Below are 24,322 nucleotides of genomic sequence, written 5' to 3'. Positions count from 1 at the left end.
CGGTCAGGGAATCATCTACTCCGCTGATCTGTCGATCGAGGCCAGGGGCAGCGCGAAGAGGACCCGCCCCGACTGCGTCCACACCTCGCCGGTCGCCGCCCAGTAGGAGAGGGACTCGGTCCCGGAGCCCCAGCAGCTGTGGCTCTCGGCGGTACCGCACACCGCGGCCCGGGAACCGTCCGTGTCCTGCCGCCACAGCGTCCCCTGCCGCTCGCCCGCGCCCGCCGCGCGGGTCACGTACCAGGCGGACTCATGGGCGAGCACCCCGCGCACCCCGGTGAGCTTCGTCCGGTACGCCTCCGTCGCCCGGACCCGCCCGGCGGCGTCGGTGGCGAGAAGGCCGACGCGTCCGGGGTCGGTGTCGAAGGCGTACCGCCACAGGCGGGCGCCCCGGTCACCGTCGTCGAGGGTCCACTCCCCGGCGACCAGGCTGTCCGGCGCGGTGCTGCGGTCGAGGGAGACGGTGGCCGGGTGCGGGGCGTTCGGGCCGCCGCTCAGCCGGTAGGAGGCGACGGCCGGCAGGACGTACGGGGAGCCGTGCGCCGACCAGCCGCCGGGCACCCGCCCGATCGCCTCGCCGGTGACGGTGGCGCGGTGAATGCGGTTCATGTCGTAGACGTACAGCGCGGTGCGGCCCCCGTCGTCGGCGGTGACCAGCAGCTTGTCCTGGTACCAGACCATCCCGGAGACATGGGAGACCAGCCCCCGGTAGTCGCGTCCGCCGTCGACCGGGACGGCGAGCAGCGCCCAGGTGTAGGTGAGGCGGTTCAGGTTGGCCGCGTCGACGAAGGCGATCCGGGCCAGCCCCCGGTCGGCCGCCGGGCCGGCGCTGCGGGACCAGCCGGACAGGATCACCCGGTGCGCGCCCCACAACCCGTCGTCGTCCGCGTCGCCGGAGGTGGTCACCGCGCCCGGCTGCCAGCCCTCGGTCTCGTCGGTGTTCCAGCAGTACGCGCGCGTGGCCGTGGGGGAGACGGGCAACGCCCGTCGCTCGGTGTCCGTGCAGTCGACGGCGTCGCGCAGGGTGCGGTCGGCGCCGCTCAGCACCGCGCCGACGCCCACCGGCCGGCCCATCTCGGAGGCGAGCCGGTCCAGGGAGGCCTGCGGCACCGGATCCTCCGTCAGCCGCAGCGCGTCCGTGTCGGCCGAGGCGGTGAGGGGCTTCAGGGCCCCGGGACCGTCCGTGACCGTCGCCTGGGAAGCGCTGATCATGGTGGCGGCGGCGGTGAGCGCGAGCGCGGTTCCGGTCAGGAACGCGCGCAGTGCCCTGCCCCGCCTGCGACGTCGATGTCGGCCGCGATGTCTCATCTGTCCTCCCGAGGCGGGCCAACTGCGCCTGATGATCCGTACGTTGACCAAGGAGCAGGTGGGGTGACCCGTCAGGGGATGCTACGGCAGTCCGCACGCCCCTGGGGCGAAGTCCCCGCACATGTACGGAAGATGCCGTGACGTAAGGCGATTTACGGTACGAATGAGGGGGTGAGACACCCTCCGGGCCACGGAATCCGTCGTCAGGGCCTCGGAGGGCGGGGTACGGAATCCGTCGTCAGGGCCTCGGAGGGCACGGCACGGAATCCGTCGTCCGCACCCCCGTCACCGCCGGAGCGCTCGAGTACGGAAGGAGATCCTTCGGGTCGTCCGGGAGGAGCACCTCCACCTCCGCGTCCTCGCTGAAACGATAAGGCCGATGTTCCAGGAGTCCCCCCAGGTACCGCCGCACCCGCGACATCTCGGCCCGCACCGTCACCGTCCGCGCCGGGTCGCCGAACACGTCCTGCGCCAGCCCCGCCGCGCTGCGCCCGCCCCGCTGCACCGCCAGCAGGTACAGCAACTCGGCATGCCGCGGACTGAGTTCATGGGACCACGAACCCGCCCCGCCGCTGACCGTCACCGACCAGCGGCGCGGCCGCGTCACATCCAGCACGATCCGGGTGGCGCCGGGTGGCAGCGGCTCCGCAGCCGCGTCGAGCGTCCGCACCAGCCAGCCCCCGGACAGCGGCTCCACCGAGCACAGCCCCAGCGCCGGCAGCCACCGCCGGCCAGGCGACAGCGACTTCGGCAACGCGATCCGGTTCGTGTACGGCATCCCGGTCACGGCCGCGGTCCAGCCGTCCTCGTCCACCACCGCCGCCCGGCCGCCCAGCCGGGCCAGCACCGGCGCCGCCACCGCGCGCAGCCGCTCCAGCGCACTCAGATGCAGCTCCCGCAGCCTGGCCTCGGCGAGCTTCGCCACCGAGTCGACCCAGGCCAGCGTGGCGGGATGCATCGTCTCCAGCGGGCCGCTGACATCGACCACGCCGAGCAGCCGGCCGTCGCGCGGGTCGGTGATCGGGGCGCCGGCGCAGGTCCACGTGGTGTGCGAGCGCACAAAGTGCTCACCAGCGAACACCTGTACGGGTCTGCGCACCACCGCCGAGGTACCCACCCCGTTGGTGCCGACGACGTCCTCCCGCCAGTCCGCACCCAGTTCGAACCCGAGCCCGTCGGCCTTGCGCAGCACCGGCGAACAGCCCTCCCGCCACAGCACCCGGCCCTCCCCGTCGGCGACGACCATGATGTGGTGGGCGACGTCCGCGACCGACAGCAGTCCCTCCCGCAGCACCGGCAGCACATCCCGCAGCGGCGACTCCTCCCGCCGCCGCCGGACCTCGTCGGGACTGAGCAGCCCCGCTCTGAATCCGTGCTCCGGATCGACACCGCTGCGCAGCACCCGCTCCCAGGACTGCTCGATCACCGGACGCGGCGCGACGCGCGCCCGCTGCCCGGCGAGCCTGGCCTCCCGCACCTCGCTGAGCGTCCGCGCCGCCCGTGCGGCGTCGACGGCCGCGAACCGCGGCACGTTCATCGGCGACTTCGCCACTGGGGCCTCCCGGGAAGCACACAGGCGTGCGACCGGATGTCAAGCTTCTGCGCCGACTGTTTCCGGTCTTGCTGGAGGTCCCATCTTGCCGTCCGCCCGTGACGGAGGGGCACACTCCGGTCACCGAGTCCAACACGTTGCAACCCCTTGCAACCCTGGTCAACATCCACGGGCTGTCCGAGACTTGTGCCACGCCGTCCCGAGCGGCGTTCCTGGCCTCGCAGGGCCATTGCCGCGGGGGTGGTGCCGTGTCGGCGCAGCACCACCCCCGCACCTGTCGGCGCCCAGCTCAGGACAGCGGCCTGGCCCGCTCCACGATCGCCTCCAGACCGAGGCTGTGGGGCAGCGCCCCGAAGGCCGCACCCCCGTCGCCGCCCAGCCGTGAGGCACAGAACGCGTCGGCGACCTCCGGCGGAGCGAACCGAACGAGCAGCGCCCCCTGGAGCACCAGCGCGAACCGCTCCGCCAGCCGCCGCGCCCGCGCCTCCGCCTCGTCCAGATCGGCCAGCTCGGTCAGCAGATCCTTGATCGCCGCGTCCAGCCGGTGATCGGCACCCCGGGCCCGGCCCACCTCCTGGAGATAGGCGTTCAACGCCTGCGGCTCCCGCTGCAACGCCCGCAGCACATCCAGCGCCTGGACATTGCCCGCACCCTCCCAGATCGAGTTCAGCGGCGACTCACGCACCAGCCGGGGCATCCCCGACTCCTCCACGTACCCGTTGCCGCCCAGGCACTCCGCCGCCTCCACCGTCACCGGCGTGCAGCGCTTGGTCACCCAGTACTTGGCGGCCGGCACCGCGATCCGCAGCAGTGCCCGCTCCTGCTCACCACCGTCGTCGTAGGCCGCCGCGAGCCGCAGCCCCAGGGTCGTGGCCGCCTCCGACTCCAGCGCGAGATCGGCCAGAACATTGCGCATCAGCGGCTTGTCGAGGAGCTTCCCGCCGAACGCCTCCCGGTACGCGCAGTGGTGCACGGCCTGGGAGACGGCCGCCCGCATCAGCCCCGCCGAGCCCAGCACACAGTCGAGCCGGGTCGCCGCCACCATCCCGATGATGGCGCGCACCCCCCGCCCCTCCTCGCCGACCCTGCGCGCCCACGTCCCGTCGAACTCGACCTCGGCGGAGGCGTTCGACCGGTTGCCCAGCTTGTCCTTGAGCCGCTGGATACGGAAGACGTTGCGGGAGCCGTCCTCCAGCACCCGGGGGACCAGGAAGCAGGTGAGGCCCCCTTCTCCCGGTGAAGGGGCGGCCCGGGCCAGCACCAGGAAACCGTCCGACATCGGCGCCGAACAGAACCACTTGTGCCCGGTCAGCTCGTACGCGCCGTCCTCGGCGAGCGGCCGCGCGGACGTCGTGTTCGCCCGGACGTCGCTGCCGCCCTGCTTCTCCGTCATCCCCATCCCGAACAGCACCCCCGCCTTCCGGCTCGGAGGCCGCATCTCGCGTTCGTAGATCGTCGACGTCAGCCGGGGCTCCCACTCGGCCGCCAGCGCCGGATCCGTGCGCAGGGCCGGCACCGCCGCATGGGTCATCGACAGCGGGCAGCCGTTGCCCGCCTCGACCTGCGTCCACACCATGAACCCCGCCGCCCGCCGCACATGCCCGCCCGGCTGCGCCCAGGCCGCCGTCAGACCGGCACTGACCCCCTTGCCGAGCAGCCGGTGCCAGGCCGGGTGGAACTCGACCTCGTCGACCCGGTGGCCGTAGCGGTCGTACGCGCGCAGGGTCGGCGGGTTCTCGTTGGCCTGGATCGCCCACTCCTGCAGCTGGGCCGACCCGGCGGCCCGGCCCAGCGCGGACAGCTCACCGCGCGCCTCGTCGAGCAGCTCCGGATCGAGGTGGCGTTCCACGGCGGCCACCAGGGCCTGGTCGGCGCCGTAGACGTCGTACCCCAGCAGGGGCGGGGGCTGGTTGGTCACGGTGTGCGTGCTGCCTGCCATACCGCGAACGTACCCCCGGGTACGCCGCTCATGACCCCCAGGACACGGACAGCAGACGGGCAGCACCCGGGCAGCCACCCGGGACGGGCCGCACGCGCGTGCGCCGGGGCCGATGGCACACCGTGACGGCGTCCCACCGGAGGTGAGCGCAGCCTCGCTCGGCGGATACCGTTAGGACGTGCAGCCAGCAAGTCAGTCATCCGAGCAACCCGAGAGCCCTCACGGGCGTCTCCACCGCGCGCGTGCCCTCTACCGGAACGTCTCCAAGCGCAGGACCGCCTGGCTGCTGCTCAAGGACACCGTCAACTCCTGCATCGAGTACCGCATCCTCGGCCTCGCCGCCGAGGCCGCCTTCTTCACCCTGCTGTCCGTGCCGCCGCTGCTGCTCAGCCTCATCGGCCTCCTCGGCTATGTCGACGACTGGACCGGCACCGACACCATCACCAGCTTGGAGACCAACCTCCTGGAGGCCTCCCGCACCGTCCTGTCCGACAAGGGCGTCACACAGATCGCCCAGCCGATCCTCGACGACGTGATGAAGGGCGGCCGCCCCGACGTCATCTCCATCGGCTTCCTGTTCGCCGTGTGGTCCGGCTCGCGCGCGGTGAACGTCTTCATCGACACCATCACCGTCATGTACGGCCTCGACGGCGTCCGCGGCATCGTCAAGACACGGCTGGTGGCGTTCCTGCTGTTCATCGCCGCCCTGCTGATCGGCTCGGTCGCGCTGCCGCTGATGGTCGCCGGGCCGGACGCGGTCGTACGGATCGTGCCGTGGTCGACGACGGTCGTCCAGGTCCTGTACTGGCCGGTGGTGATCGTCCTGTCGATCGCCTTCCTGACCACCCTCTACCACGTGTCCGTGCCGGTGCGCTCCCCGTGGATCGAGGACGTGCCCGGCGCCCTGGTCGCCCTCGCCATGTGGGTGCTCGGCAGCTTCCTGCTCCGCATCTACCTGCAGAACACCATCGAGGGCGCCACCATCTACGGCTCCCTGGCCGCCGCCGTCGCCGTCCTGCTGTGGATCGGCGTGTCCGCCTTCGCCGTGCTGGTCGGCGCCGCCGTGAACGCCGCGATCGACCGGGTCTGGCCGGCCGCCGCGACGGCCGCGGCCCGCGCCGCCAACGAACGGCTGCGCGAGGAGGAGGCCGCGGAGTACGTCGCCCGCATGGCCGCCGCCCGCACCCACGAGGACCCCGACGACCCCGACATGCCGTCGGAGTTCCCCGAACGCTGGTCCCGCTTCCTGCCCCCGGAGGACGTGACCGGCCGCCTGCGGACCCACGCCAGGACGTCCCCGAAGGGGGGCGGGGAGGAAGAGCCGCCCCCCGAGAAGTGACCCCCCCCGGAGAAGTGCCCCCCCGGAGAAGTGCCCCCCCGGAGAAGTGCCCCCCGGAGAAGGGACCCCGCAGTCACCCCCAGGTACCCGCCCCCGCCGCCTCCCGCGCGAAGTCCGTGAAGTCACGCGGCTCCCGGCCCAGAACCTCCCGTACGCCGTCCGAGAGGTGGGCGTTGCGGCCGTCGAGGAGCTCCTCGAACAGCTCGACCAGGAAATCGGCCTCCTGCGGCGGCACACCGAAGGCGGTCAGGTGCGCGTGGTACTCCCGGGCGGGCACGGAACGGTACGTCAGCCCGCGGCCCGTCGCCCCGGCGATCTCGGCGATCGCCTCGCCCCAGGTCAGCAGCCGCGGCCCCGTCACGTCGATCTCCTGCCCCACGTACCGGTCGCCCGACGTCAGCGCGGCCACCACCACGTCCGCGATGTCCCGCACGTCGACGAACGGCTCCCGCACGCCCTCGGCCGCCGGGAACACCAGGCCCCCACCGAGCCGCAGCTCCTCCACCAGCGGGCCCTCACTGAAGTTCTGCGCGAACCACGCGGCCCGCACGATCGTCCACTGCGCCCCCGACTCCCGCAGCCCCTTCTCGGTCGGCAGCGCCCGCTCCTCGCCCCGCGCCGACAGCAGCACCAGCCGCCGCACACCGAGCCCGACCGCCTCCCGGGCGATCTCCCCGACCGCGCGGGCCGCCTCCGGGGAGCCGACGTCCGTCGGGTACGCCAGATAGGCCGCGTCCGCGCCGCGCAGCGCCTGCGCCCACGTCGACCGGTCCCCCCAGTCGAAGCCCGTCGCCCGCGAGGCCGCCCGCACCGTGAGCCCGGCGGCCCCCGCCGCCCGCGCCACGCGTCCGCCCGTACGACCGGTCGCGCCGGTCACCACCACCGTCATGTTCCGCGCCGTGTCCTGCGTCATCTGCGTCATGCGTCCAGTCAACTGCCGCCCCGCGCACCGGCCCATCGCTGAACGGCTCATTCCCATAAGCGCGCGTCTACGCTGGCGCCATGGACGCACTCGCAGGCCTTCTGGAAGGTCCACGCGCGCGTGGCGCCCTCATGATCCGTGCGTGCTTCGACCCGCCGTGGGCGGTGCGGGTGGAGGACCGCGCGCCGCTGACGGTGATGCTCATGGTGCGCGGCGAGGCATGGGTCGTACCCGACGACGGCGACCGCATCCGGCTGGTCGCCGGCGACCTCGCCATCGCGCGCGGCCCCGGCGCCTACACCTGCGCCGACGACCCCGCGACGCCCCCACAGGCGCTGATCCTGCCGGAGGGACAGTGCGCCTACCCCGACGGGCGGCTGCTGAACGGCTCCATGGACCTGGGCGTACGCGCCTGGGGCGACCGGCTGGACGGCTCCACGGTGGTGCTGATCGGGACGTACATGATGGAGGGCGAGATCAGCGGCCGGCTGCTCGACGCGCTGCCGCCGCTGCTGTCCCTCACCTCCGACGTGTGGCAGTGCCCGCTCACCCCGCTGCTGATGGACGAGATCGGCCGCGACGAACCCGGCCAGGAAGTCGTCCTGGACCGGCTGCTCGACCTGCTGGTCATCGCCGCCCTGCGAGCCTGGTTCTCCCGGCCGGAGGCCGAGGCGCCGGCCTGGTACCGGGCGATGGCCGACCCGGTCGTGGGCCGCGTCCTGCGCCTCGTCCAGGACGACCCGGCACACCCCTGGACGGTGGCCTCCCTCGCCGCGAAGGCCGGCGTCTCCCGCGCCGGCCTGGCCCGCCGCTTCACCGACCTCGTCGGCGAACCCCCGATGACATACCTGACCGGCTGGCGCCTCGCCCTCGCCGCCGACCTGCTGCGCGACACCGACGACACGATCGGCGCGATCGCCCGCCAGGTCGGCTACGGCAGCGCGTTCGCCCTGTCCAGCGCCTTCAAACGGGTCTACGGCGTCAGCCCCCAGGAACACCGGACACGAGCGGCGTAGCCTGGCATCCGTGTACGAGGAACGCCCCTCCCGGCTGGCCGGCGCGGTGGTGTGGACCAACACCCCGGCGGGCGCAGGGGTACACCCCGTGCTCCCCGACGGCTGCATGGACCTGCTGTGGAACCAGGGCCGGCTGCTGGTGGCCGGCCCCGACACCCACGCCTACGTCCCCGACGCCCCGCCCGCGTCCTGGGCCGGCCTGCGCTTCTACCCCGGCACCGCGCCCGCCCTGCTCGGCGTACCCGCCCACGAACTGCGTGACCAGCGCGTGGAGTTGGCCGACCTGTGGCCGGCGGCGGAGGTACGGCGGCTGCGCGCCCGCGTCGAGGCCGCCGCACACCCGGCGACGGCACTGGAGGAGCTGGCGCTGGAACGGGCGGCCCCGCCCGACCCCGAGCTGCGCCACCTGGTCACCGCCCTCGCCGCGGGCCACCCGGTCGCCGCGACCGCCGACGAACTCGGCATCGGAGCACGCCAGTTGCACCGCCGCTCCCTGACCGCCTTCGGCTACGGCCCCAAGACGCTCGCCCGTATCCTGCGCCTCCAGCGGGCCCTCGCCCTGGCCCGGACAGGCCTGCCGTACGCGGACACGGCGACCCGCGCCGGTTACGCCGACCAGGCTCATCTCGCCCGGGACGTAAGGGAGTTGAGCGGGACGACGCTGACGGACCTACTGCGCCAGCGGCGCGAACAGGTCGACGCCGTTGCCGTCGGGGTCGTGCACGACGGCGTACCGCTGGCCCCAGGGGGCGTCCCAGGGCTTGAGCTCGCCGACGTACCCGGCGCCCACGAGCTCCTCGTACACCGCGTCGACCTCGGCGGGCCCGTCGCAGCGCAGGGCGAGGGAGTGCCGGCCGCCTCCCGACGGCGCCTGCCAGCCGGGGAGGAAGGACCGGACGGTCTCCTCGGTGTCCAGCAACAGCCGCAGCCCGCCTGGTAGTTCGGCCTCGGCGTGTGGCTCCCGCTCGGCGCCCTCGGAGAAGGCGAACCCGAGCCGGCGGTAGAAGGCGACGGAGGCGGCCATGTCGGAGACGACCAGGCCGATGGCATCGAATCGTGGAGTCATGCGGCCACCGTAGGCAGGAGGCGGGCGGTCGGTCTTGAAGGAATCGGACAGTGGGCCGCGTGTCGCATACTGCATACAGAATGTCACGCTCTGTATGCCTCATGTCTCATGCCTCATGCCTGATGCTGGTTGTCTGCGTGCCGCCGCATACTGCATACCGCGCACCGCATTGCGCATACCGCATCCCCCGCCCGGACCGTCAGCTGAAGGCCACCGGCCCGTTCGGCGTGTCCACCGTGAACGAGAGACCCACCGGGCCCTGGGTCAGCGGGAGTTCGGTGCCGAGGGCGGTCAGCAGGCGGCGGATCTCGTCGGGGTCGGGGGCGGTGGCCGACAGCTCCAGCAGCGGGGTGACGGGCAGGCCCGACGCGGAGGGGTGGACCGTGGCACCCCAGTCGATGAGGAAGGGGACCAGGCCGGACGGGTGCGGGTCACCGCCGTCGGTCAGCCGCCACTCCAGCAGGGTGCCGTCGGGGCGGCGCCGGCTCATGTCCCGTACGTCGCCGGGGTCGTAGCCGTGCGCGCGGGCCGTCGCCACCGCTTCGTCCAGGTCGGGCGGGCTGATCGCCCAGGTGATGGTCCGCGGCGAGTCGAGCCCGTCCACGCCGAAGGGGCGCGGACCGGTCGGCGCGGCCTGCTCGGGATCCGGCCCGATGATCTCCAGATAGGCGCTGCCGCCCAGGCCGACCAGGTGGTTGCGGGTGCCGTGCCCGATGTGCACACCGCCGGGGGCGGGGGCCACCCCCGTGCGCCGGGCGAACTCGGCGACCGTCGCCGCCAGATCGGGGGTTGCGAGGACGAGGTGGTCGAGCCGTGGGGGAATGGTGTTCATCCCGCCCGAGCCTACGCGGCCCGCCGCCGAAAAGGATGCGTCTGTGGAACACCTGTGCGGCAGGATGGCCGCATGATCCGTACCGTACGCGCCCTGCCGGCGCTGCTGCTGACCCCCGTGCTCCTCGCCGCCTGCGGCACCGAGGACGCGGGCGCCGCCGACCCTGCCGAACTCAAGGCCCGGGCCGAGGCGTTGGGCATCCACCCGGACGCGGTGTACGTCACCGAGGCCCCCGGCGGCTACACCCTCGCCCAGCAGTCCGTCGGCGTGTACGGCGGCGACGGCTTCTCGGCCACGTACGTCTCCCGGAAGAACGGCAGCCAGCTTCAGCTCACCGTCGACCGCGGCACCATGACCGCCGAGACCTGCCCGACCCAGCCGCCCGCCGACGACTCCGGCACTCCCGCGGACTGCACCCGCGAAGGAGACCTCTGGTACCGCGGTGGCGGCGGGGAGTACGTGGTGCCGAAGAAGGGGTTCCTCGTCCGGATCGGGGGCGAGGGCGTGCCGCGCGACGTTCTGCGCGAGGCCGCCGAGAAGGTCCACCAGCCCTCCGCAGGCGAACTCGACACCCTCCTGCCGCCCGCCCCGGCCGGGGGCGAGCCCGTGGAGCGGGGTGACCTGCCACCGGAGGGAGACGGGGCGCCCGACAACAACGTGGACGTCGGGGGATGAGGAAAGTCCGCCGTACCGCTCGTTCCGCGCCGAAACTTTCGCCCTGATCACGACCCTGGGAGGCGCGCCCGCGCCCCCCTAGGCTCCGGCCATATGACCACCCGCCTGCTCGTGTACACCCGCACCACCGACTACCGCCACGACTCCATCCCGGACGCCGTCACCGCCGTACGGACACTGGGCGACTTCACCGTCGACCACACCGAGGACCCGACGGCCCTGGAGGCCCCGCTGGACGGGTACGCGGCCGTCGTCTTCCTCTCCACCAGCGGCGAGGTCCTCACCCCGGCCGGACGGGAACGCCTCGCCGGGTACGTCGAGTCGGGCGGCGGCTTCGCCGGCGTGCACGCGGCGGCCTGCACTGAGTACGACTGGCCGTACTACGGCGACCTCCTCGGTGCCCGCTTCGCCCGTCACCCCGCCCTCCAGCCCGGCAAGGCACTCGTCGAGTACCGCGACCACCCCGCCACCCGCCATCTGCCCCCCGTCTGGGACTTCACCGACGAGTGGTACGACTTCCGCACCAACCCGCGCGACCGGGTCCACGTCCTCGCCACCGCCGACGAGTCCTCGTACGACGGCGGAACCATGGGCCCCGACCACCCGCTCGTGTGGTGCCGCGAACAGGGAGCGGGCCGCGTCTTCTACACGGCTCTCGGCCACACGTCGGAGGCCTACCGGGACGCGGACTTCCTGGCCCACCTTCGCGGCGGAATCAACTGGGCGGCGAGGCTGGAGGATTGACGACACGTCGTGACGGACGGCCGGCTGCCGGAGGTGGACGACAGCGGCGGCGTCGGCGTGCGCACCGCCACCCGGCTGCTGGAGGGGAACATCGCACGGCTGCGGTCGGTTCCGGAGCGTACGCGGGGATGAGCCACGGCCGGCGCCTCGGGCATCCTGTCCGGCATGACCTCGAGACGGTCATCGCGTTGTCCGCCGGTCTCTCCGGATGCCTGATGGTCCTCATGCCTGATGGTCCTCATGCCTGATGGTCCGCGTCGGCCCGGCGCTGTCGGCGCACGGCCGCCTCACGAGGAGGGCCTCGCGCGTCACTGCTTGGGCGCACCCGTGCTCGCCCGCTCCACCAACCGCGTCGACAGCTCGGTCCGCGTCCCCTCCGGCCGCTCCCCGTCCATCATCCGCACCAGCAGCCGCAGAGCCGTCGCCGCCATCTCGGCCAGCGGCTGGCGGACGGTGGTCAGGGCCGGGGTGGTCCAGCGGGACTCGGGGAGGTCGTCGAAACCGACGACGCTGATGTCGTGCGGGACGCTCAACCCCCGTTCCGCCAGGGCCTCGTAGACGCCGAGGGCCATACGGTCGGAGCAGACGAACACGGCTGTCGGGGGCTCGGGCAGGTCGAGGAGTTCGCGCATGCGGTGGTGGGCGACGGACTCGTCGAAGCCGCCGTGGCGGATGTACTCGGGGCGGTGGCCGACGCCCGCCGAGGCCAGGGCCGAACGGTAGCCGGCGACCCGGGCGTTGCTGCACATCTTGCGGCGCGGGCCGGCGATCACCGCGATCCGCTCGTGACCGAGGGCCAGCAGGTGCTCGGTCGCCGTCACCCCGCCCTGCCAGTTCGCCGCGCCCACCGACACCACGCCCGACGGCGGCTCGACCACCGGGTCGATCATCACGAACGGGATGCGGTGCTGCTCCAGCCAGAGGTACTGGGACTCCGTCAACTCGGCCAGGTTGAACAGCACTCCGGCCGAACCGCGGGCGGTCAGCTTGTCCAGCCAGCCGCGCTGCGGGCGGCCCACCCGGGTGCGGGACAGAGCGGCCGAGACCACGACGTCCAGGCCCGCGTCGTGCGCCGCCTCCTCCACGCCGTGCAGCACCGCCCCCGACCAGGAACTCTCGAGCGAGTGCACGACGAGATCGACCAGCCGGGTCGGCTTCGCCGCGTCGAAGCGCGGTCTGCGGACGTAACCCAGCCGGTCCAGCGCCTCCGTGACCCGGCGGCGGGTCTCCGGGGCCACGTCCTCACGGCCGTTGACCACCTTGGAGGCCGTCGGCACCGACACCCCCGCCTCACGGGCCACGACCGCCAGGGTCGGTCCGGCCGTCACGCTCGCACTTGCCGTGCGGACCATCGGGAACCACCTCTCCGGCCCGCCCGAGGGCCAGCGAAAGTTCGACCACCGCCCTTTCGGAGCCGACCCTGACCGACGGCTCGCAGAAAGCGCTTGCTATCCTAGGTGTGCCTCAGCGTGACGTGAAGACACCGGGAGTGGCCGGATCCCGCGGCCGTGCAGGCCTGCGCAGTCCTGATCGGCCCGGGCGCAGCTCAGCAGGGCGTGCACGTGAGGCTGAAGTCGCGGAAGTCGGCGGTGAACGACGCGTCGACCAGGTCCCGGGCATGGATGCCGACCAGGGTGCCGGTGAAACGGAGGCGATCGGCGTGATCGTCGGAGAGCCGGCCGCAGTCCAGCGCAGGACCCACCGGGGTGCGCACCCCGTCGCGCACGTACCAGAAGCGGGCTTCGACCCCGTCGACGGTCACCCCCAGGGTGAGCGGCACGCTCGCGTCGACCTCCACGACCGCCGCCTGCCGCGCGCCCGTCTCGTCGCGCTCCAGCACACTGAGCACGGTCCGGCCGCCGCCGGCCTGGCCGTCCCCGCGCCACTGCTGCCCGCGCTGCGGCTCCCCCTCGGGCTCCGCCCAGGTCAGATCGAGGGAGAGGTACGCCTCCGCGTCATAGCGGAGGACGAGTCCGGCGGCTTGCGTGAAGGTGGACGGGCCTGCCTCCAAGGTGACTTGGGCTGTTGCTCTGTGTTCCGTGAGGCGCTGCGCCAGCAGGCTCTGCGCCCAGCGGGACTCCGGCCCGTGCCGGCCGCGGAGCCGGATCCAGCCCGGGCGGGAGGTGACGTCCGCCCAGGAGGGGTCCGGCGGTTCCCGCAGCGTGCTCCAGGGCCACCCCAACGGCGCTTGTGGGGCCGCCGGTTGATGGGCGTGAGGGCTCGCCGGTACGTCGACCTCCACCGCCGGGTGCCAACCGCCTTGCCGTAGACGGGGCTTGCCGTCCGCGTCCCAGGTGACCGCCTGGATCGCGGTCTCGCGGCCGAGGGTGCAGCGGGGGCCGTGCGGGGTGTCGAGCGGGCGGGCCGTGAGATGGCTCAGGAACCACTCACCGCCCGGCGTCTCCACCAGCTCCGCGTGCCCCGCCTTCTGCAACGGCAGCTTCGGGTCGTCCCGGGAGGTGAGCAGCGGGCGGTCGTCGAGCTCGTACGGGCCGGTGAGCCGACGGCTGCGGGCCGTACGGACACCGTGCTCGAAACCGGTTCCGCCCTCGGCGAGAACGAGGTGGTACCAGCCCTCCCGCCTGATCAACTTCGGTCCCTCGATGAGACGTTCGTGCTGGAGGAGCAGCTGCGTGTCGCCGCGCGGGGCGAGGGTGCCGCGGTCCAGTTCCGTCAGGACGATCCCCGCGAAGCGCTGTCCGCCGGGACGATGGTCGTTCTGGAGGTTGAGCAGCCAGAGCCGGCCGTCCTCGTGGAAGAGAGCGGGGTCGAAGCCGTGACTCGGCACGCGGCGCGGCTCCGTCCAGGGGCCGGCCACGTCGGGGGCGGTACTGATGTACGTGTCGAGGTCGAAGTACGGCGTGCCGACGGATCGTACGACCGCGTAGACCACCCAGAAGCGCTCGCCGTCCCAGCTCAGGGAGGGCGCCCAGATGCCGCCCGAGTCGGGGACGCCGGCCAGCGTTCCACCGGGGGCGGCGCCTTGGACGTGGCCCGCGTACTCCCAGTGGGCGAGATCCCGGGAGCGGTGGACGGGGATGGTGGGGAACCACTCGAAGGAGCTGGTTGCTATGTAGTACCAGTCGCCGGCGCGGATCAGGGAGGGGTCGGGAGCGAAGCCGCGGATGACGGGGTTGTGTGCGGTGGTCGGGCTGGTGGCGTCGGCGGCCCGTCGGGTGTCGCCCGGAGCCGGTCGGATGTCTCCCGTATCTCGTCGGATGTCTCCCGTATCCCGTCGGGTGTTGCCCGTATACCGTCCGGTGTCTCCTGTATTCGGTCGGGTGTCTCCGGTCGTCACTTGAGCGCCCCCAGCGTGACCCCCGTCCGCCAGTAACGGCGCATCGCGACCATCATGATCGCCATCGGCACGATGGACAGCAGCGCGCCGGTGAGCACCAGGCTGGTCACGTCGACACCGGACTCCATCTTTTTGCCGGTCCAGTTGTACAGCCCCAGGTTGAGCGTCCAGTTCTCTTCGCCGCGCAGCACGGTCAGCGGGAGGAAGAAGGCGTTCCAGGTGTTGACGAAGGCGAGCAGGAACACCGTGGCGCCACCGGTGGTCATCATGCGCAGCACGATGCTGAAGAAGATGCGCAGCTCTCCGGCGCCGTCGATACGGGCCGCCTCCAGCAGCTCGAAGGGGATCGTGGACTCGGTGTAGACCTTGGCCAGGTACACGCTGAACGGATTGATCAGGCAGGGGATGAGCATCGCCCAGGGGGTGTCGACCAGACCGATCTCCGAGAACATCAGGTACAGCGGCAGGGTCAGCAGGGCGATGGGGATCAGGAAGGAGCCCACGACGCACGCGAACACCACGTTGCGCCCGGGGAAGTCGAAGCGGGCCAGCCCGTAGCCCGTGGCGAGGGCGACGAGGGTACCGCCGAGCGAGCCGACTCCCGCGTACAGGAAGGAGTTGGCGGTCCAGCGCAGGAAGATGCCGTCGTCGTAGGTGAACACCTGGTGCAGGTTGTCCCACAGGTGCCAGCCGGAGAACCACATGCCGTTCGTCTGGTACAACGCGACGCGGTCCTTGGTGGCGGCGACGATCAGCCACCACACCGGGAACAGGCTGTAGGCGCTGGCCAGGGTCAGCCCGACGAGGAGGAAGCGCTGGCCGCCGCGCGAGCGCGCGGACGGGTCCGGGCGCGTACGGCGGCGGACGACCGGCGCCGGGGACTTCTCGGCCCGGTTTTCGGTGAGTGTCATCAGTCGACCTCCCTCGAAGTCAGCCGGTAGAAGAGGAAGGAGGCGACACCGAGGATGAGGGCGAGCAGCACCGACAGGGTCGCGGCGTAGTGGTAGTTGTTGGCGCTGAACGCCTGGTTGTAGATGATCATGATCGGGGTGAAGCTGTCGGTCACCGTCTGGGGGGTGACGTTCCGGAACAGCGCGGGCTCGTTGAAGATCTGCAGCATCTGGATGATGGAGAGCAGACCGGTCAGCACCAGGGCCCCGCGGACGTGCGGGATCTTGATGCTCAGCGCGATCCGCACCTCGGAGGCACCGTCCAGCCGCGCCGCCTCGAACAGCTCGCGGGGCACACCCTGCAGGGCCGCGTAGATGATCACCATGTTGTAGCCGATGCCGTGCCAGGTGAGCAGGTTGCCGATGGACGGCCACACCATCGAGGGCGCGAAGAAGTCCCACTGGAACCCGAAGAACTCGCCCAGGGGCGTCAGCGGCCCCACGAGCGGGCTGTACAGGTTGACCCAGACGATGGCGGCGACCACCCCGGGGATCATGTACGGGACCAGCAGCAGGATCCGGAAGCGGCCGGCCGCCCGTGCGGTGACCGCGTCCAGGAACAGGGCGAGCACCAGGCTGATCCCAAGCATCAACGGGATCTGGACGCAGGCGAACAGGAACACCCGCAGGACGGAGCCGAGGAACGCCGAGTCGGTCAGGCCCTGCTGGTAGTTGTCCAGGCCGACGAACTTCTCCGTCGCCCCGCCCAGGCCCAGCCCGGACCGCTGCTCCAGAAACAGCGACTGGTAGACGGCGTAGCCGATCGGCAGCAGGTAGAGGAACACGAAGCCGAGCTGGAAGGGCACCGTGAACGCGGCACCCTTCCAGCGCTGGGAGCGGATCATCTGCGCTGCCTCAGCCCTTGACGTTGATGCCGCGGGACTTCAGGTCGTTGACGGTCCACTCCTGCATGTGGGCCAGGAGGTCGGTGATCTTCATCTGCTTGTTGACGACCTTGCCCCAGCCGCTCTGCAGCTCCGTGAACATCGCGGTCCAGTTCGGGCCGAAGGTCCAGTCGGTGGTGACGGTGGCCAAGCTGTCCGTCACGACCTTCTTGGCCGGCTCGTAGTTCTTGCCGAGCAGCTTCTCGGAGATGGCCTTGTCGATGTACGGGCTGGTGTCGGCCAGTCCGGGCATCACGCCGCTGCCGGTGTCCGGGCTGGCCATGGTCTGGACCGCACCCGGGTCGGTCGACATCCACAGCGCCGTTTCGGCGGCCTCCTTCTGGTGCTTGCACTCCTTGGCCACCAGCGTCAGGTTGCCGCTCTGGTTGGTCCCGGCCGGCGTCTTGGCCGCCTCGCCCTGGAACGTCGGCCACGGCGACAGGGCCCACTGCCCGAAGGACTTGGTGAAGTTGTTCACCATGCCGGACATCTGCCAGGTGGAGATCTGCCGGGTCGCGGTGCCGCCGTTGTCGTAGTTGCGCTGCACGGCCGCGTAGTCCGCGAAGGAGAGCTTGGAGTTCAGGTCGTTGTCGATGATGTCCTGGATCACCTTCGCGGCCTTGAGGGTGCCCTCGTCCTGGAAGTTCACCTTCCAGGAGTCGCCGTCGATGGTGTACCAGTGGGCGCCCGCCTGCATGGCGAGCACCTCCAGGGTGCTCGGGTCCTCACCCGCGTAGTTGGTGATCTTGATGTTGTGCTTCTTCAGCACCTTGCCGGCGGCGATGAAGTCGTCCCAGGTCGCGGGCGGCTGCAGACCGTACTTCGAGAAGACGTCGGTGCGGTAGATGGTGAAGGCGGGCGCCGAGGCGGTGGGGACGCCGTAGACCTTGCCCTGCACGGTGCCGCTCGCCCAGGAGCCGGCGTTGAACTTGTCCTTGCTGGACTCGACGTACTGGGTGATGTCGGCGAGCGCGTCCTGCGAGACCCAGCTGGTCACGTACTCGGCGGTGTTCTGCAGCAGGCAGGGCGCGTTGCCCGCCTTGACCGCGTTGGCCAGCTGCTTCTGCATGGTCAGCTGGTCGGTGACCTTCGTGTACTTGAGCTGGACGTCCTTGTGGGAGGCGTTGAACGCCTTGACGACGGCCTCCTGGCCGTTGGCCCAGCCCCAGAAGTCGAGGGTGACCGGACCGGAGGACTTGGACCCGGAGTCACCGGAGTCGGAACCTCCGCAGGCGGAGAGCAGACCTGTCAGCGCGATGCCCGCCACTGCGGCGCGGGCGAACCTTCTCCGGGGGCTGGTGGAGTTCATCTGACCGTGATCCTTCGGAAAGTAGGCGTCTCGGAAGAGAGAACGGCGGCTCGATACCGGCCGGGAACGGCGGCCGGGAGGCGTCGGCGGCCTGGGCGGCCGATGGCGACAGCGGCTCGCGGTGCGGGGGGTCCGGCCGAAGCGGAAGGTGTAGTAACCGGTTGCTGGGACCGTAGGCCCAGTGGTTCGGCCATATCAAGAGGCGTGCGGGAAAAAGTTGTGAACAGGGAGGTCAGTTGGTGGGAAACCGGTTACGAAAACTGATCGTCAAAGCGGCATCGTCGGAGAGTCGGGGTTCAGAGCGCCGGCAGCAGGACCGGCGGCGTCGGCGCGCCTGCCGGCAGCACCGGCGGCGTAGGCGCGCCTAAGGCCCGCCGGTCGCCGACCGCCGTGTTCACGTGTGCCGCCTCGGCGGCCGCACCGAGTCCCGTACGACGACATGGGTGCCCAGCACCAGGTGCTCGCCGTCACCGCCGCCCTTGCGCCGGCCTGCCGGGCCGGTCCCCTCGCGCCGGTCGGCCACCGCGCGCAGGGCGACACGGCCCATCTCCTCGTACGGCACGTGCACGGTGGTCAGCTGGGGCGTGAGCTGGGAGGCGAGCGGAATGTCGTCGTAACCGACGATCGACACATCGTCCGGCACCCGCAGGCCCTCCGCGCGCAGCGCCTGCATGGCGCCCGCCGCCACGACGTCGGTGCCGGCGAGCACCGCGGTGAAGTCCGGCGTGTCGTGCAGGGCCGCCTTGACGGCCGCGTACCCGTGCTCGTCGTCGTACGGACCGTGGCGCACCAGGCCCGGGTCGAACGGCACCCCGTACGCCTCGAAGGCCCGCCGGGCGCCCTTCAGCCGGCCCTGGGCCGTGGTGAGTCCGGCGGGCCCGGGCAGGACCAGCACCCGGCGGTGGCCCGCGGACAGCAGGTGGCTGGCCATGGCGTAGGCGCCGGACTCGTTGTCGTAGTCGACCGTGGTGGCCGGGACGTCGCCCTCCAGCGGTGGCCGGCCGACCAGGACGAGGTGCGAGCCCGCCGCGTCGAGGGAACGCGCGAAGCGGGCCATGCGCAGCTGGTACTCCTCGAAGTCGTAGGCCCCGCCGAGCAGGACGACGGCGGCCACGCCCTGCTGGCGCATCAGGTTGACCAGGGCGAGTTCACGCTCGGGGTCGTCGCCGGTGGTGCCGACGAGGGACAGCCAGCCGCGCAGGGTGGCCGCGCCCTCGACGCCCTTCGCCACGTGCGCGAACGCGGCGCCGGTGATGTTGTTGATGAGGATCGCCACCGTGGGTGTGCCGCCCCCGGCGAGGGAGCGGGCGTGCGCGTTGGTGACGTAGTCCAGGTCGCGGACCACCTTCATCACGCGGCGGCGCAGCTCCTCGGAGACCGGGTAGTTGCCCGACAGGACGCGCGAGACACTCGCCACGGAGACGCCCGCGCGCTCCGCCACGTCCCGGATCGTCGCCCGGCCGGCGTCACCGATCGCCTTGCGCTGACTCACCGCTGCGGCTCCTTCACCGTCGTGCCCCGCTCACCGGGCGGGCCGGGGCCCGGTCCCGCGCCGGTGCGGAAACCGTATCCCATCGTTCCTCCAGGTGGCGTGGCCTGTGGACAACCTCCGGGGACGGTGCGGGGGCCCGCATCAGGCCACCCGGACCAGGTCCGCGTGGCGCACCTCGTGGGCCAGGGGGAGGCCGCCGGCCAGGCGCTCCAGTTCCTCGACGACGATGCGGCCGAGCCGCTCGAGTTCGTTGCCGAGGGAGCCCGCGATGTGCGGGGTGAGGAAGACGTTCGGGAGCCGGTAGAGGGGGGAGTCGGCGGGCAGCGGCTCGGGCTCGGTGACGTCGAGGATCGCGTGCAGCCGGCCGGAGACCAGCTCGTCGGTGAGGGCGGCGTGGTCGACCAGGGCGCCCCGCGAGGTGTTGATCAGTACGCCGCCGTCGCGGACCAGGGCGAGCCGGGCGCGGTCGAGCATGTGGTGGGTCTCGGGGATGTCGGGCGCGTGCAGGCTGACGATGTCGCTGTGCCGCAACAGGTCCTCCAGGGACAGCAGCTGGGCACCGAGTTCGGCGGCCTCGGCGGCGTCGACGTAGGGGTCGTGCAGCAGGACCTCGAAGTCGTACGCCCGCAGCAGCTCCAGCAGGCGGCGGCCCACGCGCGAGGCGCCGATGACGCCGACGCGGCGGCCGAGGTTGCCGGTGGCGGCGGTCTCGGCGGGGGTGGGGTGGACGTGGGTGCGGCGGAAGCGCTCGCGGTGGGCGAAGGCGTCCTTCCCGGCGAGCAGGATCATCGCGAGCGTGTACTCCGCGACGGGGAGGGCGTTGCCGGTGACCGCGCTGGAGACGGTGACCCCGTGGCTCCACAGGGGCTCGCCGATCAGGGAGCGGACGGAGCCGGCCGCGTGCAGGACCGTGCGCAGCCGGGGTGCCGCGGCCAGGGTGTCCGCGCCCAGGCGGGGGCAGCCCCAGCCGGTGATCAGGACGTCCGCGCCGGCCAGTGCGGGGGCGGCGGCGGGGTCGGCGAAGTCCCGTACGACGAGCGCCGGGTCGAGGTCGGCCGTCCGCCGCAGCCGGGCCAGGAGCGGCGCGGGGAACAGCAGGGGGAGGTGCACCGGATCCATGGCGAACACGGCCCTGGGCAGCTGGGCGCTGGGCATGACTCTCCTGAGGTGCGTGGGAAACATTTTCTGAAAGCGTCTTCTACCGTAGGTCTCGCCCGGAGGCGTGGTCAATCGGTCGGATGGAATGCCCGGGTGGAAACATTTCGAGGTGGGATGGCGGCCAAATGGCCACTTCAAAGGCGTTGTTGGGGTGACGGGGAGGCAGCTGTCCAGGAGTGGCGGAGCCTGCGCGAAACCTGTTTCCCGCATCGGGCGATGGGTGGCGACCGGGAGGGTCGTGACAACCGGCCGATGTGGCGTCGGCGGGGCGCGTCCAGTGCGGGGCAACTTCTGATCAGGTCGGCCGGACCTAGGGGAGCCGAGCCGTCGCACGGCTGATCGTCCCAGGTCAGAGCGGTTGTCGCGGAGGGCGGGGCCGGGTCGTGTGAGCTGCGCCTGCGTGCCGTCGGCCCGTACAAAGAGTTTTCGAAAGTCTGCGCAGACCCTTGACGGGCCCCCGAGAGCGCAAGAAGCTCACCCCACCCAGTCGTAGCAACCGGTTGCTACCTGTTACTGCGCTTGCCGCGCCCACCGCGCTTTCCGCGCCGCTCCCGAACTCCCGACCAGAAGGCGAGGCCCCCATGCCCTCCCATGCCGGTGCTCCCCCCAGTCGTCGCCGCTTCCTCGCCCTGTCGGCCGGTGGTGCCGTGGCCGGTGCGGCGTCGCTCGGCGGGTGTGCGCTGCCGGTGTCGACGGGGGTCAGCGGATCGGGTGAGACCGTCACTGTGATGGTCAACTCCGGCGATATCCTCCCGGAACAGGTCCAACAGGCCAAGAAGGACCTCGGAATCAAGATCGTCCTGGTGAAGTACGACATCACCAAACTGATCGCGATGCTCACCAGCGGCAACCCGCCCGACCTGGTGCGCGGCGTCGGTGCCGTGGACTCGCCGTTCTTCGCCGCGCGGGACGTGGCCGAGGAACTGGACCCCTACTTCGCCCGGAGCAGCATCCTCAAGCCGGCCGACCTGGACCCCGTCAACGACCTGTGGCGGTACGACGGCCGCACCCAGGGCAAGGGTCCGCGCTACGGCATGGCGAAGGACTTCTCCCAGGACTCCATGTACTGGTACAACACCGCGGCCTTCGACAAGGGCGGAGCCGACTATCCGCCGGAGACCGAACCCACCACGTACGAGGAGTGGCTGGACACCGCCAAGCGCCTCGTGCAGCGCAAGAAGGGCCAGACCACCGTCTTCGGCGGCAGCTACGGCGGCCTCACCCGCGCCACGCTTCTGGCGACCATGACGGCGTCCGCCGGAGGGAGCCTCTTCAACGACGACTTCTCCCGGGTCGACTTCACCACCCCCGAGGCCCGCAAAGCCCTGACCTGGTACATCGACTACTGCAGGACCAAAGTCGGGCCGAGCCTCATCCAGCCCGACCCCAACGGCTGGGACGGGCCCACGTACCAGGCCGGGCGGATGGCCATGTCGAACTCCGGCTACTGGATGGGCGGCATGATCGGCACCGACAAGAAGCTGGCGGAGGTGTCCCGCCTGGCACCCGCCCCGGTCTTCGCGGGCGGCCCACGGATCAGCGCCTGCCAGGGCGGCACCGGCCTGTGGATGCCGCGCGGGGCGAAGAACAAGGACGCCGCATGGCGGATCTTCGAGTGGTTCTTCGGCGAGGAGCCGGCCAAGGCACGCGCCTCCGGCGGCTGGGGCATCCCCACCCTGAAGTCGATGCGGTCGCTGATGCCGACCCAGGAGGACTACCAGAGGCGGGTGCTGAAGGTACAGGAGAACGAGCTGAAGCACTTCTCGGTGGTCTCCTTCACCCCCTACACCAGGGCAGACGCGCTCGACGCCCTCTTCAACCAGATCGCCCCCGCCGCGATGAACGGCCAGATCTCCGTCGACACCCTCGCCGGGCGCCTGAACTCGGCCATCAACGAGCAACTGAAGCGCGGTAAGGAGCAAGTGGGATGACGGTCGACCAGATCTCCTCCGTCGCGGACCGGCCCCGGCCCGCCGCGAGCGCCGGACCCGCACCGGCCGCCGGCAGGCCACGGATCTCCATGACCGCGCGCAGACACCGGGCGTTCTACCTGTTCACCTCGCCCTGGATCATCGGGTTCCTGCTGCTGACCATCACACCGATGGTGTACGCGCTGTGGCTGAGCTTCACCACGTTCGACGGCATCTCGCCCAACTGGCGCTACGTCGGACTCGGCAACTACCGCGAACTGCTGAACGATCCGGTCACCTGGGACGCCCTCGGCCGCGCGGGCCTGTTCGCGCTGACCTCGGTGCCGCTGTCGATCATCGCGGGACTCGGCCTCGCCGTCCTGGTCAACCGGCCGATCAAGGCGCGCGGCCTGTTCCGCACCCTGCTCTATCTGCCCGCCGTGGTGCCGCCGGTGGGCGCGGGCCTCGCCTTCAAGTTGCTCTTCGACCAGAACTCCGGTGCCGCCAACGGCGTTCTGACCGTCTTCGGTATCGACGCCGTGGGCTGGCTCGCCGACCCCTACGCCCGCTACGTGCTGCTGATGACGGTGCTCTGGGGCGCCGGAAACGTCATGATCATCTCGCTGGCCGGGCTCCAGGACGTACCCCGGGAGCTCCACGAGGCGGCCCGTATCGACGGGGCGAGCGCCTGGCGCACCTTCCGCAGCATCACCGTGCCGCTGCTGTCGCCCGTCCTGCTCTTCCAGACGGTGACCGGAATGATCGCCTCGGTGCAGACCATCATGCCGCTGCTGCTGGCCCCCCTCGGCGACACGAGCGGCATCACCACGGTCCCGCAGTCCAACTACCTCTACATGATGCACGTGTTCGCGCAGTACTTCGCGCTCGGCCGCTACGGCTACGCCTCCGCGCTGCTGTGGGTGCTCTTCGTCCTGATCCTCCTCGTGACCGGACTCATCTTCAGGTTCACGTCCGGCGCGGTGTTCTACAACGTCGACCCGGAGGCGAAGAAGTGACCGCCACGACCCTGCCGCCCAAGTCATCGACGACCGACGTGCGCGTGCGGGTGCGCGCCAGGCGCCTCGTCCTCTACACGGTCCTCGTCTCCGTCACCGGGCTGTTCCTCGGCCCCTTCGGCTGGCTGATCCTCTCCGGCCTGAAGACCCAGGGCGAACTGGCCGCCTCGCCGGTGCACTGGCTGCCCGACGCCTTCCAGTGGCACAACTTCGCCGACGCCTTCAACCAGATCGACTTCCTCGGCTACGCCCGCAACTCCCTGGTCATCGCCCTCCTCTACGCCACGCTCGTCACCCTCAGCTCGGCCTGGGTCGGCTTCGGCTTCGCCCGCCTCGACGCGCCCGGCAAGAAGGTGCTGTTCGGTGTCCTGCTCGGCTCGATGATGCTGCCCCAGATGGTCACCCTGCTGCCCACCTACCTGATCTTCGCCAAGCTCGGCATGGTCGACACGTACTGGCCGTGGGTGCTGTGGGGCTTGTCCGCGGCGCCGTATCTGGTCTTCCTCTTCCGGCAGTTCTTCGCGGGCATGCCGCGCGAGCTGGAGGAGGCCGCGATCGTCGACGGCTGCGGATACACGTCGATCTTCTGGCGGATCTTCCTGCCGCAGTCCTGGCCCGTGCTGTCCGCGAGCTTCATCATCGCCTTCACCTGGACCTGGGGCGACTACATCGCCCCGCAGCTGCTGCTGTCCACCGACCGCACCACGCTCGCCGTCGCCGTGATGACCACCTACGTCAGTGAGGCCGGCACCCCCGTCCCCGAGCTGCAGGCCGCCGCTTCCGTGATGTACGTGGTCCCCATCCTGCTGATCTTCCTCATCGCCCAGCGCGGCTTCGTCGCCGGGATGTCCACCTCCGGTCTGAAGTGACCCTCCCCGTAGCTCTCCCGTATCTCTCCTCTCTTCCTCCTGT

The 24,322-nt window shown here is 71.3% G+C and carries 21 protein-coding genes and 1 pseudogene; 9 read left to right on the top strand and 13 right to left on the bottom strand.

Annotated features, from left to right (window positions below):
- Positions 1 to 15 precede the first annotated feature (15 nt).
- From IE263_RS23925 to IE263_RS23915, 3 genes are all read right to left on the bottom strand, one after another.
- Complete coding sequence (locus IE263_RS23925; protein WP_189939782.1) at positions 16 to 1,308, bottom strand: hypothetical protein; 1,293 nt, start codon at positions 1,306 to 1,308, stop codon at positions 16 to 18.
- Between the two features lie 238 nt (positions 1,309 to 1,546).
- Complete coding sequence (locus IE263_RS23920; RefSeq protein ID WP_189939866.1) at positions 1,547 to 2,845, bottom strand: GAF domain-containing protein; 1,299 nt, start codon at positions 2,843 to 2,845, stop codon at positions 1,547 to 1,549.
- A gap of 304 nt (positions 2,846 to 3,149) precedes the next feature.
- Entirely contained in the window at positions 3,150 to 4,799 is a 1,650-nt protein-coding gene (locus IE263_RS23915) for an acyl-CoA dehydrogenase family protein (RefSeq protein ID WP_189939781.1), read from the bottom strand.
- Positions 4,800 to 4,977: 178 nt separating this feature from the next.
- Between IE263_RS23915 and IE263_RS23910 the strand changes: the two genes are divergently transcribed.
- Positions 4,978 to 6,138 (top strand): YihY/virulence factor BrkB family protein, encoded by a 1,161-nt coding sequence (locus IE263_RS23910; protein WP_189939780.1) that lies wholly within the window; start codon positions 4,978 to 4,980, stop codon positions 6,136 to 6,138.
- 73 nt (positions 6,139 to 6,211) lie between these two features.
- Here IE263_RS23910 and IE263_RS23905 read toward each other — a convergent pair whose 3' ends face one another.
- Positions 6,212 to 7,051 (bottom strand): NmrA family NAD(P)-binding protein, encoded by an 840-nt coding sequence (locus IE263_RS23905; RefSeq protein WP_189939865.1) that lies wholly within the window; start codon positions 7,049 to 7,051, stop codon positions 6,212 to 6,214.
- Between the two features lie 89 nt (positions 7,052 to 7,140).
- On the opposite strand from IE263_RS23905, the gene IE263_RS23900 reads away from it, so the two are divergent.
- On the top strand, positions 7,141 to 8,076 hold the full coding sequence (locus IE263_RS23900) for an AraC family transcriptional regulator (protein WP_189939779.1): 936 nt from the start codon (positions 7,141 to 7,143) through the stop codon (positions 8,074 to 8,076).
- A 10-nt stretch (positions 8,077 to 8,086) separates the two neighbouring features.
- Positions 8,087 to 8,755 (top strand): annotated as a pseudogene (locus tag IE263_RS23895) (helix-turn-helix domain-containing protein); the annotation flags it as partial.
- Here the strand turns inward: IE263_RS23895 and IE263_RS23890 are convergent.
- Positions 8,747 to 9,142: a VOC family protein gene (locus tag IE263_RS23890; protein WP_189939778.1), complete on the bottom strand. Its 396-nt coding sequence runs from the start codon at positions 9,140 to 9,142 to the stop codon at positions 8,747 to 8,749. The pseudogene IE263_RS23895 and the gene IE263_RS23890 overlap by 9 nt on opposite strands.
- A 199-nt stretch (positions 9,143 to 9,341) precedes the next feature.
- Complete coding sequence (locus IE263_RS23885; RefSeq protein WP_189939777.1) at positions 9,342 to 9,974, bottom strand: VOC family protein; 633 nt, start codon at positions 9,972 to 9,974, stop codon at positions 9,342 to 9,344.
- Between the two features lie 72 nt (positions 9,975 to 10,046).
- Here IE263_RS23885 and IE263_RS23880 point away from each other — a divergent pair, with 72 nt between their 5' ends.
- The 3 genes from IE263_RS23880 to IE263_RS49545 all read left to right on the top strand — a co-directional run bounded on the left by IE263_RS23880 (position 10,047) and on the right by IE263_RS49545 (position 11,525).
- Positions 10,047 to 10,649 (top strand): hypothetical protein, encoded by a 603-nt coding sequence (locus IE263_RS23880; protein WP_189939776.1) that lies wholly within the window; start codon positions 10,047 to 10,049, stop codon positions 10,647 to 10,649.
- Between the two features lie 93 nt (positions 10,650 to 10,742).
- The gene (locus tag IE263_RS23875) at positions 10,743 to 11,393 is read left to right on the top strand and encodes a ThuA domain-containing protein (protein ID WP_189939775.1); all 651 of its coding nucleotides are present in this window, start codon (positions 10,743 to 10,745) and stop codon (positions 11,391 to 11,393) included.
- Positions 11,394 to 11,402: 9 nt separating this feature from the next.
- Positions 11,403 to 11,525 (top strand): hypothetical protein, encoded by a 123-nt coding sequence (locus IE263_RS49545; RefSeq protein ID WP_268256055.1) that lies wholly within the window; start codon positions 11,403 to 11,405, stop codon positions 11,523 to 11,525.
- Between the two features lie 176 nt (positions 11,526 to 11,701).
- Here IE263_RS49545 and IE263_RS23870 read toward each other — a convergent pair whose 3' ends face one another.
- From IE263_RS23870 to IE263_RS23840, 7 genes are all read right to left on the bottom strand, one after another.
- Complete coding sequence (locus IE263_RS23870) at positions 11,702 to 12,745, bottom strand: LacI family DNA-binding transcriptional regulator (protein ID WP_189939774.1); 1,044 nt, start codon at positions 12,743 to 12,745, stop codon at positions 11,702 to 11,704.
- Between the two features lie 194 nt (positions 12,746 to 12,939).
- Positions 12,940 to 14,592: a glycoside hydrolase family 43 protein gene (locus IE263_RS23865; RefSeq protein WP_189939864.1), complete on the bottom strand. Its 1,653-nt coding sequence runs from the start codon at positions 14,590 to 14,592 to the stop codon at positions 12,940 to 12,942.
- A 95-nt stretch (positions 14,593 to 14,687) separates the two neighbouring features.
- Complete coding sequence (locus IE263_RS23860; protein ID WP_189939773.1) at positions 14,688 to 15,602, bottom strand: carbohydrate ABC transporter permease; 915 nt, start codon at positions 15,600 to 15,602, stop codon at positions 14,688 to 14,690.
- Entirely contained in the window at positions 15,602 to 16,486 is an 885-nt protein-coding gene (locus IE263_RS23855; RefSeq protein WP_189939772.1) for a carbohydrate ABC transporter permease, read from the bottom strand. The genes IE263_RS23860 and IE263_RS23855 overlap by 1 nt, the downstream gene beginning before the upstream one ends.
- 10 nt (positions 16,487 to 16,496) lie before the next feature.
- A complete protein-coding gene (locus IE263_RS23850; protein WP_189939771.1) occupies positions 16,497 to 17,834 on the bottom strand; it encodes an ABC transporter substrate-binding protein in 1,338 nt (445 codons plus the stop codon).
- 394 nt (positions 17,835 to 18,228) lie between these two features.
- A complete protein-coding gene (locus IE263_RS23845) occupies positions 18,229 to 19,326 on the bottom strand; it encodes a LacI family DNA-binding transcriptional regulator (protein WP_189939770.1) in 1,098 nt (365 codons plus the stop codon).
- Positions 19,327 to 19,467: 141 nt separating this feature from the next.
- Positions 19,468 to 20,481 carry a hydroxyacid dehydrogenase gene (locus IE263_RS23840; protein WP_189939769.1) on the bottom strand — a complete coding sequence of 338 codons (1,014 nt, stop codon included), beginning with the start codon at positions 20,479 to 20,481 and terminating at the stop codon, positions 19,468 to 19,470.
- 584 nt (positions 20,482 to 21,065) lie between these two features.
- On the opposite strand from IE263_RS23840, the gene IE263_RS23835 reads away from it, so the two are divergent.
- The 3 genes from IE263_RS23835 to IE263_RS23825 are packed head-to-tail and all read left to right on the top strand — an operon-like array spanning position 21,066 to position 24,279.
- Positions 21,066 to 22,415 (top strand): extracellular solute-binding protein, encoded by a 1,350-nt coding sequence (locus tag IE263_RS23835; RefSeq protein ID WP_189939768.1) that lies wholly within the window; start codon positions 21,066 to 21,068, stop codon positions 22,413 to 22,415.
- A complete protein-coding gene (locus IE263_RS23830; protein WP_189939767.1) occupies positions 22,412 to 23,410 on the top strand; it encodes a carbohydrate ABC transporter permease in 999 nt (332 codons plus the stop codon). The genes IE263_RS23835 and IE263_RS23830 overlap by 4 nt, the downstream gene beginning before the upstream one ends.
- Positions 23,407 to 24,279, top strand: coding sequence for a carbohydrate ABC transporter permease (locus IE263_RS23825; RefSeq protein WP_189939766.1), 873 nt, complete (start codon positions 23,407 to 23,409; stop codon positions 24,277 to 24,279). The genes IE263_RS23830 and IE263_RS23825 overlap by 4 nt, the downstream gene beginning before the upstream one ends.
- The last annotated feature ends 43 nt before the right edge of the window (positions 24,280 to 24,322 follow it).

Source organism: Streptomyces aurantiogriseus, from assembly GCF_014649375.1.
Classification (GTDB): domain Bacteria; phylum Actinomycetota; class Actinomycetes; order Streptomycetales; family Streptomycetaceae; genus Streptomyces; species Streptomyces aurantiogriseus.
The sequence above is the reverse complement of the archived record's forward strand: the minus strand, read 5'-3'. Positions and strand labels throughout refer to the sequence as shown.